The following is a 15,415-nucleotide window of genomic DNA, read 5'->3' as shown; positions in this document are numbered from 1 at the left end:
ATGGAAGAGTTTCTACCCCTTTCGATTGGGGTCGGTCTGTTCGTGAGTTTGCTGCTCGCCGAGCTCTTCGGCATCGCTGCAGGCGGCATGATTGTGCCTGGCTACATCGCACTGCACATCACACGACCGATGGACATCCTCCTCACGTTGGTCGCTGCTTTTGCGACCTACCTCGTGGTTCACACGGCCAGTGCGTTCGTGATGATCTTTGGCCGGCGACGCACCGTGACGATGATCTTGGTGGGCTTCCTCATGGGGCTCTTGGTTAGCCGGGTTGCTCCGCAGTTGAGCTTCATCCACGGCATCGAGGGACGCGCGGTCGGCTACATCATTCCCGGTCTGATCGCGATCTGGCTCGACCGTCAGGGCGTGGTCGAGACGTTGTCTGCGATGACAGTTGCGAGCGTCTTGGTACGCATGACTCTGATCCTGCTTGGACTGGAGCTGGGCACGTGAAGAAGATCTATTGGCGGCCGCCGAGCATCTCTCGTGCTGCGCTTGCACTGATTGCAGCGGTTGCGCTGGTCGGGTTGAGCCTGGTGGAGACCTTTCCCCAGGAGCGAAAGCAGTCTTTCTACAAGGAGAAGATCGCTGCTGCTCAGCTCGCGCGAGTCGCGATGAATCGCATCAAGGAGGAGAAGCAGCGGAGGGGCATCTCCATCGACAACGAATCAGATCCGCTCGGAACTGGTATGATCGGACACTCGGTCACGCCAGTGACCTCCAACACAGGCTACATCGAGAGCAAGCAGACCAGTACGAACCCGAACTTCGCTGCGGTGGTGGTCCACCTCCTCAAACGCGCAGGGGTCGAGAGTGGCGATGTGGTCGCGGTTGGGCTGAGCGGCTCTTTCCCCGGCCTCAACGTGTCCACCTACGCAGCGCTCGAGGTGCTGAAGCTGAAGCCGATCCTGATCGCCAGCGCGGCTTCGTCGGAGTGGGGAGCGAACGACGTCGAGCTGATGTGGCTCGACATGGAGCAGGTGTTGTTCGACTCCAAGCTCGTCAGTTTCCGCGCCTTTGCGGCTTCCAGAGGAGGCATCGACGATCGGGGCTTTGGCTTGTCTCCCGAGGGTCGTCACCTGATCGACTCACTCATCGAGCGTCACGGACAGCGCAAGCTCACCCCCAAAAACCTCACCGACTCCGTGGATCAGCGCATGCAGATCTATCAGGAGCAGGCCGGCGATCGACCGATCAAGGCGTACATCAACATCGGTGGTGGCGCGGCTTCCACCGGCACTCACGTCGGCAAGAAGCTATTCAAGCCGGGACTCAACACCGAGGTCCCCTATGGCGCGATCGACTCCGTGATGTTGCGCTTCGCCGAAGACGGAGTTCCGGTGATCCACCTCTCGAACGTCAAGGTGATCGCCGAGCGCTACGGCTTGCCCGTACCACCCCAACAGACGCCGCAGGTGGGCGTTTCCAGGGTATTCGTCAGGGCCGAGTACGACGAGCGCCTGGTCGTCGGGGTGATCGTGGCGGTGGGTCTCGCCATGTTTGCGTTCTTGCGACTCGACGTTGGCCTGCGGATCCTTGGTCGCAAGCGCGAAAGCAGCCACGCCCACCCGCAACGAATGGTATGAACGTGGGAGTGACCGCCAAAGGCACTCTGAGATCGCGCCAACGCCTGGGTAAGTACCGCATCGAGCGTCAGCTCGCAGAGGGGGGCTTCGCGACGGTGTACCGCGCGATGGATACCGTCGAAGGGATCCGGGTGGCGCTCAAGGTGCCGCGGGCTGAGCTGGTGACCGGGCGCGAGGCGCAGGTGACCCACGAGGTGCGGCTGGCGGCGCGACTAGATCACCCCAATGTGCTCCCGGTGAAGAACGCGCAGTCCATCGACGGCGTCTTCGTGATCGCCTATCCGCTGGGCGAAAAGACCCTCGGCGATCGCATGGCGAGCCGCATGTCGGCGAAGCGAGCCCTCGAGTACTTCGAGCAGATGCTCGAGGCCGTGGCTCACGCTCACAAGAACAAGGTCATCCACTGCGACCTGAAGCCTGAGAACTTCATTCTGTTCCGCGGGGATCGAGTGCGTCTGACGGACTTTGGCATCGCGAAGATCGCCCTGGCGACGCGCTCTCTGAGCGGCTCGGGGACCATCGGGTACATCGCTCCGGAGCAAGCTCTGGGGCGCCCAAGCCTACGTAGCGACGTGTTCTCCCTGGCGTTGATGGCGTACCAGATGTTCACGGGGGAGCTGCCGGAGTGGCCCTTCAAGTGGCCTCCTCCAGGCATCGCCAAGCTCAGGGCTACGATTCATCCGGACTTTGCCGAGCTGTTGCGCCGCTGCCTCGAGGTCGACGAGAAGAAGCGCCCAGCGGACGCGACCAAGGTGCTCGCGGCGTTCCGTCGCCTGCGGTCTCGTGCGCTCAAGCCAGGGGTGAAGAAGAAGCGCATGTCGAGCAAGCTGGGGACGCCCAGCGCTTGGCGCACGGTACGCCTCAAGGAGTTCATGCGGCGCTACGGCAAACCGCTGATGACGCGAGCAACCTGCGAGCAGTGCCACGGGCCGACGGCCGAGAGCATGTTGTGGTGCCCTTGGTGCGGTAAGGCGCGAGCGAAGTACGCGGGACCATCAGAGTTCAAGGCTCGCTGCCAACGTTGCGGTCGCGGTCGCAAGCCCGACTGGCGCTACTGCGCGTTCTGTTGGGGACCTGCATTCCGAGATGTTTCCGAGAGGAAGTATTCAGACAAGCGCTACTCCGCACATTGTGAGCACTGCGCCGGCGGTTTGATGCCGTTCATGCGCTACTGCCCTTGGTGCCATCGCAAGGTGACCCAAGAGTGGGAGGTTCAGGCGGGGAATCGCTGCAAAGGCTGCGGCTGGGGAGTACTCGACGACTATTGGGATTTTTGTCCCTGGTGCGGGAGGAAACGCAGGTGACCACCCGCTGCCTCTACACCGCGGAGGTGTTGAAGGCCGTAGTCGGGTTCTCGCTCAGTCATGGTGTCGCTTGCGCCTTCACCCAGCCGAGTCCAGTGCCTGCCGACCGCATCAACGAAGACAGCATGCTGGTCTTCGATGACGAGGCGGGCCCCATCGTGCTTGCGGTGGCCGACGGGGCGGGTGGGCACCCCGGTGGCGCAGACGCTTCCAAGGCCGCGGTACGTGCGCTGACCAGCGCCCTCGAGAAGTCCCGCGAAGGCAATCGCCGCGACGCGATCCTGGATGGCTTCGAAGCCGCTAACCGCGCGGTAATGAATTTGGGTATTGGCGCCGCGACGACGTTGGCCGTCGCCGAGGTCGGACGCGATTGGGTCCGCAGCTACCACGCCGGGGACTCAGGGGTGTTGGTTACAGGCCGTTTGGGCAAACTCAAGCTCGTGACGCTCAGCCACGCACCGGTTGCGTACGCCGTCGAAGCGGGATTCATCGACGAGGAAGACGCGCTGATTCATCGCGATCTAAACGTCGTGAACAACCTGATTGGATTCGCGGATCTTCGCATCGAGATCGGGCCGCGGCGTCCGTTGAATCGCTTCGATACGGTGGTGGTCGCGAGTGACGGCCTGTTCGACAATCTCCGCCAACAAGAGGTTGCGAGCCACGTGCGGGCTGGTGCGCTGGGCCATTGCGGGGAGGCGCTGATTGAGCTGTGTGCTCAGCGCATGCAGGTGACTGACGCCGACCTCCCTGGCAAGCCCGACGATCTGTCGTTCGTGTTGTTTCGGCGCGCCGGTAAGGCCTGACTCAGCGCAGAACACAGGCGTTGCGCATGGCGTGCACCGCGTGCGCAGGCGTCGAGTGCTCCACGGAGCGCACTGCCCGCTTGTGGCGCGTTTCCATCTCTTCCCACCAGGCTCGCCTGCGGCACGGAACCTGCTTGGTGCTTTCCGGAGCGGTTGCTTTTGGGGGGAGGACCTCCGCAGCCAGGCCGAGGACCATCGCATGATCATCTCACTGGATGTGGCGCAACGCATTCGCGTCGAACTCACGCGCCTCAAGCGCTTGCGCGACGGCGTGCTCGACGCGGCGCGAGCGGGTGACCCTTCGCGCACACTGACGCGCGCCGAAGAGCTTGGCTGCGCTCTCGACAACACCCTAGGGCTCGTCGATGCGGTTCTCGAGGCGGTGGAAGAGGACCAGCCGTCCGGGCTCGAGCCTCAGCCTGCCTTGCCGCGCGCCCCGCGAGCACGGCCGACCGCACTCCGCAGCAAGCGCGGGAGCTGAGTTGCCACTGATCGAAGGCGTCGAAGAGCCTCCTTCACCCGGAAATCAGGCTGAAGACACGAACTCGTGGTCATTTGCGTCCCGCTCTCGGCATAGTGGGGAGGAGATGAGCGCGATTCGTGTGGTCGCCGTCGGGACATCCCCGGAGGTGGCGCAGAGCCTAGATGCCCATGACGTCACATCACTCGAACGTGATGACCACCTCGCGTCGGGTATCGAGCAACTGGACCCCGAGGTGCTCGTGATCGACCTGGGCGCGCTGGGCGACCCGGGCCTCCAGACGTTGCGGGCTGCACGTCGGCGTTGCCCAGGCGCGGGGTTCATCGCGCTGCTGGCAGACGGGGCCCAACCGCGCGCAGCCCTGGAGGCTGGTGCTGACGTCTTCGTCGATAGCGCGAACGCCATCGAGTGCTTGGACTTCATGGTGTCGCGCGCTTTTGACAAGGTGCGCGCCACCCGTCGCGCGGCGCGCCTCGAGCGGGTTGCACAAGAGACACTCAGCCTCGCTTCCTTCGAGCGCATCCTGGGAAACCACCCGTTGATGCAACAGCTGCTGACCAAGGTGGCCCACGTCGCACCCACGCGCTCCACGGTGCTGATCCACGGGGAAAGCGGAACTGGAAAAGAGCTGATCGCCAGCGCGCTTCACTTCAACTCGCGACGCCGCGAGGGACCCTTCGTGCGCTTGAACTGCGCAGCGCTGGCCGATTCCGTGCTGGAAAGCGAGCTCTTCGGCCACGAGAAGGGCGCCTTCACCGGGGCGATCGCCCGCCGGGAAGGTCGCTTCAAGCAGGCGGACAACGGCACGCTCTTTCTTGATGAGGTGAGCGAGATCCCGATGCCGCTCCAGGTGAAGCTCTTGCGCTTCCTTCAGGAGCGGGAGTTCGAGCGGGTTGGCGGGAACGAGACCCTGAAGGTGGACGTGCGCATCGTGGGCGCCACCAACCGTGACCTGAAGGCGCTCGTCAGCGACGGCAAGTTCCGTGAGGATCTATACTATCGCCTCAACGTCGTGCGCCTCGACGTGCCGCCACTGCGTGCGCGACCAAGCGACATCTTGCTGCTCGCGGAGCACTTCTTGCGGCGCTTCGCCGAAGAGAACGAGCGTCACGTGGCGGCCTTCGACGAGGCGGCGCGGCGCGTGCTCGTGGACTATCCGTGGCCAGGGAACGTTCGTGAACTCGAGAACGCAATCGAGCAGGCGGTGGTACTCGCCGAGGGGGACACGCTCAGCGCGACCGACTTGCCCCTCAGCTTGCCAAACACCCAGGACAACGCCCTCAAGCTGATGATCCCTGGGGTCACGATGGCCGAGATCGAGCGCTACGCCATCCTTCAGACCTTGAAAGCCGTCGATGGATCCACCAGCCGGGCTGCTCGGGTGTTGGATATCAGCCGGCGCACGATACAGTACCGTCTGAAGGAATGGGGAATCGAGGACAAGGCCGGTGGGTACGAGAGCTCGCCAAGCGAGTTGGTCGAGGACTGAACCTCAGCGGTGACGCGGAGCCCAGCGAAACCAAGCGCGGGCTACCGCCGGGCACCATCGTCTACACAGGTGAAGACCGGGACGAACCCGTTCGTGTCCGTATCTTCGAGTTCGACGAAAAGCGACACACGGAGCGCCAGGTCAGCCCGGAGGCGGTGAGTCGCCTGCGTCGCAACCCAGACAAGGTGCTCTGGGTCGACGTGGAAGGCGTCCACGATGTCGAACTCTTGCAGGAGATGGGGAAGTGCTTCGGATTGCACGACCTCGTGCTCGAGGATATCGCATCCGTGGGGCAGCGGCCGAAGTTCGAAGGCTACGACGACTATGCGTATATCGTCTTGCGTATGCTGCACCGACAGGCCGACTTCGGGGTGATCGATGAGCAGCTGTCCATCGTCCTCGGTCGCGGTTTCGTGCTCACCTTTCAAGAGCACCAAGGAGACGTCTTCGACGCGCTGCGGGAGCGCATCCGCACCGACCGCGGACGCATTCGTCAGCACGGCGCAGACTACCTGGCGTATCGCTTGATCGACGTCACGGTGGACGGCTACTTCGATATCCTTGCGGATATGGACGATCAGATCGACCAGCTCGAAGAAACCGTGCAAAAGACGGCCACAGGATCGGCGATCCAGCAGGTGTATGCGATTCGGCGTGAGCTAGTGACTCAGCGGCGGGTGGTGTGGCCGCTGCGCGAGGTAGCGGCTGCGTTGGCCCGTGACGAAGTGGACCTGATCGGAGACGCGCTGAATCCCTATCTCCGCGACTTGCAGGACCACGTCGCGCGAGTGTTGGATCTCATCGAGTCTTTGCGAGAGAACGCCGATGGCCTGGTGGAGCTTGGCCACAGCATCCAGGGTCAGCGCCTGAACGAGGTGATGAAGCTCCTGACCATCATCAGCACCGTGTTCATTCCGCTGTCCTTCATCGCGGGCCTCTACGGAATGAACTTCGACTACATGCCGGAGCTGCACTGGCGCTGGGGCTACTTCGCTGCGCTCGGCGCGATGCTTACGGTGAGCCTGGGGCTGCTGTTCTACTTCCGCAGGCGCCACTGGCTCTGATCGGCCGAGCGAGAATCAGCGGTCGTCGCTCTCGATGTCGACTGGCGGCGGCACGATCGACGGGGGGAGATCTTGCTTGCGCAGCTTGCGGGAGCGCCGGCGCTTGCGCTTGGGCAACAGCGCCCGCATCTCCTCGAGCTTGCCGAAGCACAGCAGGCGGTCGTGCGCGCGCAGTTCGCGGCTCCCCTTGGGATTCGGGATGATCTTGTCTCGACGCTCGAGCTTGAGCACGACGATGTCCTTCTCCCGCAGCCCGCAGTCAGAGATGGCTTTACCCACCAGGTCGGAATCCTTGGGGACCATCAGCTCGGCCACGCCGTACCCTTTAGTGACCGTGAGGCGTTGCCGCAGGTCGAGCTCTGGGAAAGCGACCTGATCCTCGATGTACTGAATGATGCTGTCAGCGATGTCGAGGTTGGTCGCAGTCTCGATGCCTTGCAGCCCGGGGGAGGAGTTGACCTCCATCACCTTGGGGCCCTCGTTGGACTCCAACATGTCCACGCCGGCCATCTTCAAGCCCATGATCTGCGCGGCGCGTACCGCGGTGCGTTCGTACTCCGGTTCGAGCTCAACCAGCTCTGCCTTGCCGCCCCGGTGCACGTTGCTTCGGAACTCTCCACCTTGGGCGACCCGGCGCATGGCAGCCACGACGCGGTCGCCCACCACAAAGGCCCGGATGTCCCGGCCGCGGCTCTCGGAGACAAAGCCCTGGATCAAGACGTTTTGCTTGGCGCTGTGCAGCGTCTCGATGATCGCCTCTGCGACCTTCATTGTTTCCGCAAGGATCACACCGACGCCTTGAGTGCCCTCCAGCAGCTTGATGATGACCGGCGCACCGCCGACCCGCACGATGGCCGGCAAGATGTCGCTGCGGTCGCGCACGAAGGTCGTCGGCGGAATGCCGATGTCGTGGCGACTCAGCATCTGCAATGACCGCAACTTGTCGCGGCTGTTGCTGATGCCGTTGCTCGAGTTCAGGCAAAACAGGCCCATTTGCTCGAACTGGCGCACGACGGCGGTACCGAAGTAGGTGATGCTCGCGCCGATACGCGGGATCACGGCGTCGTAGGTCGACAGCCGCTTACTTCGAAAATACAGCTCGGGGTGTTCGCGCTCCAGGGAGATGGCGAAGTTCGTCGTGTCCAGCACCAGCGTCTTGTGACCGCGCTGCTGCGCGGCAAGCTTCAGACGACGCGTGCTGTATGAGTCCTTGGCTCGAGAGAGGATGGCGATCTTCATCGCGGCTGACCTTGGCGACGTTTGGAAGTAGCTGCGCCGGGCGTTGAACTCCATCGGCGCGTCGGGACTGTCGGGGGTTCGTGCGACCTTCGCGCGAACTCACCTGTGGATGTTGTGGTGCCTCAGCGAGGTGCTTCTTTTGCCTTATTGAGCACCGAGTCTCGGTGCAGAAGCTAGGGAGCTTTTTTCTTTTGGGGGTGAGGGACGCGCTTCATACCGCTCGGCTTGCCGCATAGGTAGCGTTTCGAGACGTCGACCAGAAAGTCGCGTTCGAGCGCCGTCCGACCAATCAGCATGCGGCACAACATGTCACCTCGGGAGACGAGGGAGAGTTCGATCTGCTTCGTCACATTTCCGAGGCGCAGCGTGGTGAGCACCACGTGGCGTTGTTGGAGCTGGCCCGTAGAGGGGCGGACCCGACTCACCCGAACCGGCGTGGCGATCACGTGTTTGGAACGACCCGATCGATCCAGCACCACATCGAAGGCCAAGCGGCCGCTCGGCAGTTCTCGAATGTTTTCCACGTGCAGCGAGCTGGTCCGGGCGCCGGTGTCGACCTTGGCCAGGACGCCGCCGATATCCCAGTCCGGAAGCGCCACGTACTCGCGCCAGCCAACTACTTGTTTCGCGTCACTCCGGGCCATGGTTCCCCAACAACGGCGCTGTTAATCCAGCGCGTATTCCAGCGCTCGCTTCCCCGCGACCCACAAGTGGACGCGGGGAGGACGCTAGTACCCATGGCCGAGCTTGTCGATCCCTTCGACCCTCAGCGGACGACTTGGCTCTGAGACGTTGAGAACGCCCACACCGCCGGGTCGTACATTGCCTCAGCACGAGCCGGCGGGCGGATGAAGCTCCCGCTCCGGGTGGCGCGTACCAGGTACTCGGCGGTGCGAGTTCCCGCAGGCAGCCAGTCAGCGAAGAAGGTCACCCGTTCGTCGTGCAGCTCGCGCCAGTTCCAAACATAGCTGCTGTCCGTGTCCGCACTCTGCGTCGCCGTCTTGAGCCGCGTGTCGATCGCCTCGAAGCCAGCTGGCAGCGCGTCCTGAACTGCGATTTGCGCGCGAGGCTCGGGGCTCGAGACGGACAGGCGAACCTTCAGAAGCTGGCCTTGCTTCACTTCCGTGACGGGAAGTGACGTTTCAGCGTCGAGCAAGCTGCGAGTGACGGTCAGCCCGTGTTCTTCCGGTTGTTTGCCGAGGTCCGTGTCCACGTAGCGTAGGAGCGCGCTGTAGCGTGGCGAGCCGCCGCGCGTCTCGAGCCGCAGTGCGAGCGATTGGCCCGGTGCTGGTAGATCCTTCGCGTTGATTTCGAAGCGCTTGGTCGGATGCGCTGCGTCAAGCGTTGCGCTGCCGATGCGCTTGTCTCCCAGGAAGACGTTCACCTGTCCGTAGCCGTCTCCTGTCGCCTTCTCGGCGTAGCTGGTCAAGGCGTAGAGGGCCCAGAGGTTGTTGTACGTCGTGCCCCAGCTGCCGTCCGGCGCGCGTTGGCTTAGCACTCCAAGGACGAGCGGTTCGGCTTCAGCCTGCTTGCCTGCGTCGACCAACGCGCGCACGCTGACCGCAGTCGACCGTAGGTCTTTTCCGTATGCAAACGTGTCGAGGCTCTTCAGCTCGGGCACGACGGCTCCGCCGCCATCCAGGGGTTGCTTCGCCTGCTCGAGCGCCTTGAGCAACGTGGTGCCTTCTGGCTTGCTGGTCAGCGCCGCGCCGAGGAGCCCGCTCGCGAAGCGGGAGAGTCCTTGGGTCCCCGCGAGGCGCTTGCCAAGGCCTGCGTCTTCGCGCGCAGCGTCCGCGAGGACGAATGCTGCGAACGGTTTGGTCTCGAGACTCGAGAACTGCCCGTGCATGTCGTCGCCATCTTCGAGGTGCTGCTTCAGGTAGCTGAAGCCGCGTTCCACGCTACCGCCGGGCACTGCGTAACCGTGGCTCTTCGCAGTCGTGAGGCCCCAGAGCGCATAGGCGGTGAGGAACCCTTCCGAGTCGGAGTCGGGCCAGAGCCCAAACCCGCCATCGGTGTTCTGATGCTCGAGTACGTGCGCGATCGCTGCGTCCATCCGCCGGTGATGCGCCTTTCCGGAAAGCCTTGAGTCACCTGAGCGCCGCATCAACTCCTCGAGCATCACGAGGGGAATGAGTCGCGATGTCGTCTGTTCTACGCATCCGTGCGGATAGTCGAGGAGTGAGTCGATGCCGCCTTGCAAGGACGCCAGCACCGACGAGGAGAGCGACAGCTCCAGGCTGCCCACCCCGGCCTGCGCGCTGTCAGGGAGCTTCACCGCGATGCTGGCTGACTTGTTGATCCGCCCATCGCCGACCATGCGCTTGGTGTAGGGCAGCTTGGGGTGCACGGGGAGTGTCAGCTTGACGGCGTCGCTGTCGTTCCCCGCGGTCAGGCTCGCCTTGACCACCAGCTCGCCAGGCTCTTCGGCCTTCACGCGAAATTTGAGGGCCATTTGACCGTCTGGCGTGAGATCGAACTCGCGAGTTGCGTCGCCATCCAAGCGCGCCGGCGTCTTGCCCTTGTCTGTAGACTCGAGGCTGACTCGCAGCTTTGCCTGGCGCCCCTTGCCCGTTTGCTCGTGCACCACGAAGCCAAGGTCTACGGTGTCTCCTGCCGTGAGGAAGCGGGGTAGCGCCGGCACGACCTGGACGTGCTTCTTCGTCGTGATGCTGGCCTCGCCGCGGCCGAAGCGCTGGCCGGCATCTGCCACGGCCGCCATCAGCCGCCAACGGGTGAGGTTGTCCGGCAACGGGAGTTTGACTCGAGCCTTGCCGCTCTGATCCGTGACGACGCCGCGCTTGGAGAAGAAGGCCGTCCCGAGGAAGCGCGAGCGGAATGCGCTCTCCGCGCCTGGCTCAGAGTCACCACCGGTTGCGTCCCAGTACAGGGGATCGGGCGAGACGAAGCGCATCAAGCTGCTCGACGTGTTCACGTCAATCACGTGCTCCGCGTAGAGCGGTGCGAACGGATCTGGGGTTTTATAGCCGGTGAGCATCAACACGCCCTCGTCTGCGGCCCACAGTGTGACTTCGGCGGAGGCAGGGCGACCGGACTGATCTTTGACCAGCACGTCCACCAGGGCTTCCTGTCCCGGCTCGTAGATCTGCTTCGCCGGGCGGAGCTCCACCGCGAGCCGGCGCTCTCTTGGGCTCACCTCCAAGTTGGTATATCCCATGCGGAAAGGTGTTCCCGCTGAGGGGCCCCCACGGTCCAAGCCGTTTGGCACGGTGGCCACGGAGACGAAGACGTTGGGAAGGTGAGTATCGGTGAGGGGGACTTCGACGGGCCGAGAGGCACCGTCGAGCTCCGTCGTGTACGCGCTGAGGATCCCTTCGCGCTCCAGGGTGACTAGCGCCGTGGACTTCGCGTAAGGCGATGCGACGAAGAGCTTGGCCGTATCTCCCGGGTCGTAGCTCTGCTTGTCTGCCTTGATGTCCATGCGCGGGTTGTTGTCCGCCGCTCCGTAGGCGCCACCTCCGTAGGCCCAAACGCGTGCTTCTGCATAGGCCTGCTCACCCTCGACTCGTGCCTCGATGCGGTACTGGCCCCCTGAGGGCAACGCGAAGTGAACCCGTGAGCCACCCACCTGAGTGCTCACGCGCTTCGTTTCTACCTCGTCGTCTTCCCAGCCCCCGCGGTAGCGGCTGCCATAGCTGGTCTCTTCGGTGTAGCTCTTCCAGTAGCGACGATGCAGCGTGAGCTCGACGTTCTTCTGGGTCGGCTTGCCGTCGGGGAGCTCTGCCATCACGTCGATATCCCAACCGCGGTTCGGATCCACTGCCCAGCTCGTGTTGCGTAGGCCAACCGCGGCGCTCGTCGTTGCACGCGGAACCGCGGCTTGGGTGCTGATGCTGTCACCTCCGACATCGCTCACATCTGCGTTGACCATCAGGTCGACGGTTTGGGCACTTTGTTCCCCGCGGATCAAGTTCGCCGTGACCGGGATCTTGCCGTTGCCATGCTCGTCGAGCTCGAGGTCGGAGTCGATGTGCTCGTAGTAGCTGCTGCCCCGACTGTTACCAAAATCGAAGCCCGCGTCGTTGTACGCGCGGTGTGCCCGGGTGCTCACGGAGTAGTGCACCTTGCCCTGCTTGACGGGAGCACCCCAGAGGTAGTTGGCGCTCACCGGAATGACGAGGCCGCCACCTTCGCCGTCTGCGACGGCGGCGCCGAGCTTCACCTCGAAGCGCGCAGCGCGATACTTGCCAACCTCGAAGCTGCTGCTCAGGTCACCCTTGCCCGAGGCGAGGCGCACCCGATAGCTGCCGAGTCGTGAGCTGGTGGGCAGCTTGAGCTCGGAGCGCAGCGTCCCGAAGCGTGTTGGTTGCAACTTCTGGCTCAGGATCTCGTTTCCGTCAGGATCACGCACGCTCAACTGGTAGGAGCCTCGGGCTACCTGGAGCTTGCCTTTTGCGTCCCTCTGGCGCAGGATGCCCAAGAGGTTGACGGTCTCGCCCGGACGGAAGATACCGCGCTCCGCAGTGACCATGCCCCGCAGCGCATCTCCAGATTCGTAGTACGCCGTTGGTAGACCGTAGCTCCAGCTGTCGACGCCGTCGTTCCAGCGTTCGGTCTGCAGCGCGAGTGCACCTTGTGATTCCGCGCGGAGAATGAGAGGCTCTTCGGCGTCCTTGGCAGCGCTGGGCAAATACAGCTTCGAGCGGCTGGGTAGCTTCAGGATCCCCGAAGGGTCCGTGAACCCAGAGAAGCGTACGCTGGAGCCTTGAGTCAGCGTCACTCGTGCATTGGCCTGAGGCTTGCCGTCGGTCGTTCGCGTGACCCATGCCACGCCACTCTCCGCCCCGAGCTTTAGCAGGCTCGCGAGACCACCACGCTGAACCACACTCGCGCGGCTATAGGTCCCGGGTGTGTCGAGCACGACGAACAGCAGCTCGGCCCGTTTCCCGCCAGCCTCTTTTACCGCGACGAAGGGGTCGAGCTCGATGCGGCTGTCCTTGGCTGGGTCTTCCGCAGCGACGAAGCGCGTCGTGGCGCGTGCCGCGAAGCCGTGTGCCACCTGGTCGAGGACGTCCTGCTCTGGAGGATGGAACCCGGCATATTTGCTCGCCAACGCGAACTCGCTGGCGCTGATCGGCACGACCCGCAGGCGCGCGCTCTCCACCCCTTTGATCACGACTGGCAGCTTGCCCGCGGGCCCGAGCACGACCTGCCCCGTTGGCATGTTGATGCTCGGCGGGGGCAGGTTCTGCACCTGATTGGTGCCAGGTAGGAGCTCTTCCTGCGCTGACAAGAGCAGCTCCTGCGTCGGCTGTGTCTCACAACCAAAGAAGCAGAGCGCAAGGCTCAGTGGCAACAACCTATGGGTTCTCATGTTCATGTTCCTTCCACGTGGAAATCATGGTCCTGGGAGCTTTCGACGATGTGTCCTTCGTCGTCGAGTAGCTCGACGCGAGCGACGTGATCGCCTGGAGTCAGAGGCCAGCTGGCGCGGTACTGGTCGCCCTCGACGCGCTGGCCGTCGACCTCGAAGCGCGCGCGCAGGCCGGCCCGAGGTGTGGCTCTAAGCTCGAGGGCGAGGGCGGCGCGCGGCAGGAGCGGATCCATGCGAAAGCGCGCTCCTTGGCTGGGCTGCTCGAGTAGCGGTCTGCCTGCTAGCACCGACCACGCCGAAGGCGTGGAGGGCGGCAGTCGACGCCAGGGGGGGGCTGACCCGGCCGGCAACGAGAGCGCGATCGCGCGCGCCAGCGGAGCAGCCCCACGCATCGCGAGCAGGCCCCGCAACGGCTCTCCGTCGAAGTTTCCGATCCAGACGCCCACGCTGAAACGCGGAGTCACGATCACCGCCCAGTTGTCGCAGAACGACTGCGACGTTCCGGTCTTGCCCGCAAGTACCTGGTCGCTGGATTCGCTACCGAGGGGTGTCTCGACTCCAAACTCGAGTTCCCGGGTTTTCGCGTCGGAAAGCATAGCGAGCACGCCGCGGGCGACCCGGGGAGAGAACACCGTTCGAGTTGGCCTCCCGGAGTCTGCACGGAGCAGCGTCCAGGTCTGATGCTGTCCGTCTTGGGCAAGGGTGGCGTAGGCGTTCGTGAGATCGAGCAAGCGCACGCTCGAGCCACCGAGGGCCAGCGCGAGGCTAGGCTCTGTATCCTCAGGGATCAGATCTAGATCCACCAGCCGCCGCTTGAGCGTCCTGGCGCCAACCCGCTGGGCTACCAACACCGCTGGCGTGTTGAGGGAACTTCCGAGCGCTTGGTCCAAGCGTACCCAACCGTGGTGCTCCCCGGAGGCGCTCCGCGGAGCGTAACCGTCAAAATGGAGCGGAGCGTCCAGCACCGGGCTGTCGGGCGTCGCGCCGCTCTCGAGCGCGAGGGCATACACGAAAGGTTTGAGCGTCGACCCTGGGGGCCGAGGGCTCAGCGCGCCGTTCACCGCGCCGGCGAGCTCACGCTGCTCATAATCCCGAGAGCCAACCAGGGCCAGCACACGGCGGGTCGAGTTTTCGATCACCACCACCGCCCCTTGGGTCGCCCCGTCCGCTTCCAGATTGCTCAAGTGCTGACGCAGCCGGATGACGCTCGTGCGCTGCAGCTGCAGATCCAAGCTCGTTTTCACCTCGCGTGGTGCGGTGGAGCTGTGCTGCGCGAGGTAGTCGAGGGCGTGCGGTGCGTGTCGAAATTTGCCGCGCGGAATGATGCGAAGGGGCTGGCTGGCCGCCGTTTCGGCGCTCGCGCGACTGATCCAGCCTCGGGCCGCCATGTTCCCCAGTACATAGCGTCGGCGCTCGAGGGCATGCGCCGGGTGCTTGTCCGGGTCGTAGTAGCTAGGCGCCCGCGGCAGCACCGCGAGCAGCGCAGCCTCATCCAGGGTCAAGTCCTTCGCCGACTTGCCAAAGAACTGATTGGCTGCCGCTTCGACGCCGTACGCCAGGCGGCCGTAGTAGGCGCGGTTCAAGTACTGTTCGAGGATCTCGCTCTTGGACAGTCGAAGCTCGAGCCCGAGGGCGTCGAGCGCCTCAGCTGCCTTGCCCGGAAACGTACGAGGACGGGCTTCGATCAAGCCCGCGAGCTGCTGGGTGATCGTCGAGCCGCCAAAGGCCACGCGGCCGCGCTCGAGGTTCAGCCAGGCAGCCCGTGCCACCGCGATCGGATCGACGCCGGGATGGCTCCAGAAGTATCGATCTTCGCTCGAGACGGTAGCCGAGACCAGGTACGCGGACACATCGCGCAAGGGGACCGGGCGCTGATAGCCGCCACGCTCAGAGCGCGCCTCGTAGAGCAGCTCGCCGTCGCTCGACACATAGCGAGTGGACTCCAGAGCGGTGTAGGCAAGGCGTTCGTTGGGGTAGTTCAGGCGCTGGACTACGAGCCAGGCGCACAGCCCCAACAGCGCGCAGCGGACGCTCCAACGCCAAGCCCTATTCCCGCTGTTTTCACTCCCCCACAGCGATTGTTTCAACCCGCGCAGCACGGGCCGTCT

Annotated in this window: 11 protein-coding genes; 7 read left to right on the top strand and 4 right to left on the bottom strand. The window is 64.0% G+C overall.

Annotation, left to right across the window (positions count from 1 at the left end):
* The 7 genes from pgsC (at position 1) to corA (ending at position 6,733) form a co-directional block, all read left to right on the top strand.
* Positions 1-456: a poly-gamma-glutamate biosynthesis protein PgsC gene (gene pgsC, locus H6718_01760; protein ID MCB9584090.1), complete on the top strand. Its 456-nt coding sequence runs from the start codon at positions 1-3 to the stop codon at positions 454-456.
* Positions 453-1,589: a poly-gamma-glutamate system protein gene (gene pgsW / locus H6718_01755; GenBank protein ID MCB9584089.1), complete on the top strand. Its 1,137-nt coding sequence runs from the start codon at positions 453-455 to the stop codon at positions 1,587-1,589. The genes pgsC and pgsW overlap by 4 nt, the downstream gene beginning before the upstream one ends.
* Complete coding sequence (locus H6718_01750) at positions 1,586-2,893, top strand: protein kinase (protein ID MCB9584088.1); 1,308 nt, start codon at positions 1,586-1,588, stop codon at positions 2,891-2,893. Before pgsW ends, H6718_01750 begins: the two co-directional genes overlap by 4 nt.
* Entirely contained in the window at positions 2,890-3,699 is an 810-nt protein-coding gene (locus H6718_01745; GenBank protein MCB9584087.1) for a protein phosphatase 2C domain-containing protein, read from the top strand. The genes H6718_01750 and H6718_01745 overlap by 4 nt, the downstream gene beginning before the upstream one ends.
* A 199-nt stretch (positions 3,700-3,898) precedes the next feature.
* The gene (locus H6718_01740; GenBank protein ID MCB9584086.1) at positions 3,899-4,180 is read left to right on the top strand and encodes a hypothetical protein; all 282 of its coding nucleotides are present in this window, start codon (positions 3,899-3,901) and stop codon (positions 4,178-4,180) included.
* Positions 4,181-4,286: 106 nt separating this feature from the next.
* Positions 4,287-5,669, top strand: coding sequence for a sigma-54-dependent Fis family transcriptional regulator (locus H6718_01735; protein ID MCB9584085.1), 1,383 nt, complete (start codon positions 4,287-4,289; stop codon positions 5,667-5,669).
* Positions 5,606-6,733 carry a magnesium/cobalt transporter CorA gene (gene corA, locus H6718_01730; GenBank protein ID MCB9584084.1) on the top strand — a complete coding sequence of 376 codons (1,128 nt, stop codon included), beginning with the start codon at positions 5,606-5,608 and terminating at the stop codon, positions 6,731-6,733. The genes H6718_01735 and corA overlap by 64 nt, the downstream gene beginning before the upstream one ends.
* Positions 6,734-6,748: 15 nt before the next feature.
* Here corA and rimK read toward each other — a convergent pair whose 3' ends face one another.
* From rimK to H6718_01710, 4 genes are all read right to left on the bottom strand, one after another.
* A complete protein-coding gene (gene rimK / locus H6718_01725; protein MCB9584083.1) occupies positions 6,749-7,972 on the bottom strand; it encodes a 30S ribosomal protein S6--L-glutamate ligase in 1,224 nt (407 codons plus the stop codon).
* Positions 7,973-8,145: 173 nt separating this feature from the next.
* Positions 8,146-8,616, bottom strand: coding sequence for an ATP-dependent zinc protease (locus H6718_01720; GenBank protein ID MCB9584082.1), 471 nt, complete (start codon positions 8,614-8,616; stop codon positions 8,146-8,148).
* A 122-nt stretch (positions 8,617-8,738) separates the two neighbouring features.
* Positions 8,739-13,307: a hypothetical protein gene (locus H6718_01715; GenBank protein MCB9584081.1), complete on the bottom strand. Its 4,569-nt coding sequence runs from the start codon at positions 13,305-13,307 to the stop codon at positions 8,739-8,741.
* Positions 13,308-13,309: 2 nt separating this feature from the next.
* The gene (locus H6718_01710; GenBank protein ID MCB9584080.1) at positions 13,310-15,406 is read right to left on the bottom strand and encodes a transglycosylase domain-containing protein; all 2,097 of its coding nucleotides are present in this window, start codon (positions 15,404-15,406) and stop codon (positions 13,310-13,312) included.
* Positions 15,407-15,415: the final 9 nt, after the last annotated feature.

The organism is Polyangiaceae bacterium, assembly GCA_020633205.1.
Taxonomy (GTDB): Bacteria; Myxococcota_A; Polyangia; order Polyangiales; family Polyangiaceae; genus JAHBVY01.
This window is presented reverse-complemented; position numbering and strand designations above follow the sequence as displayed.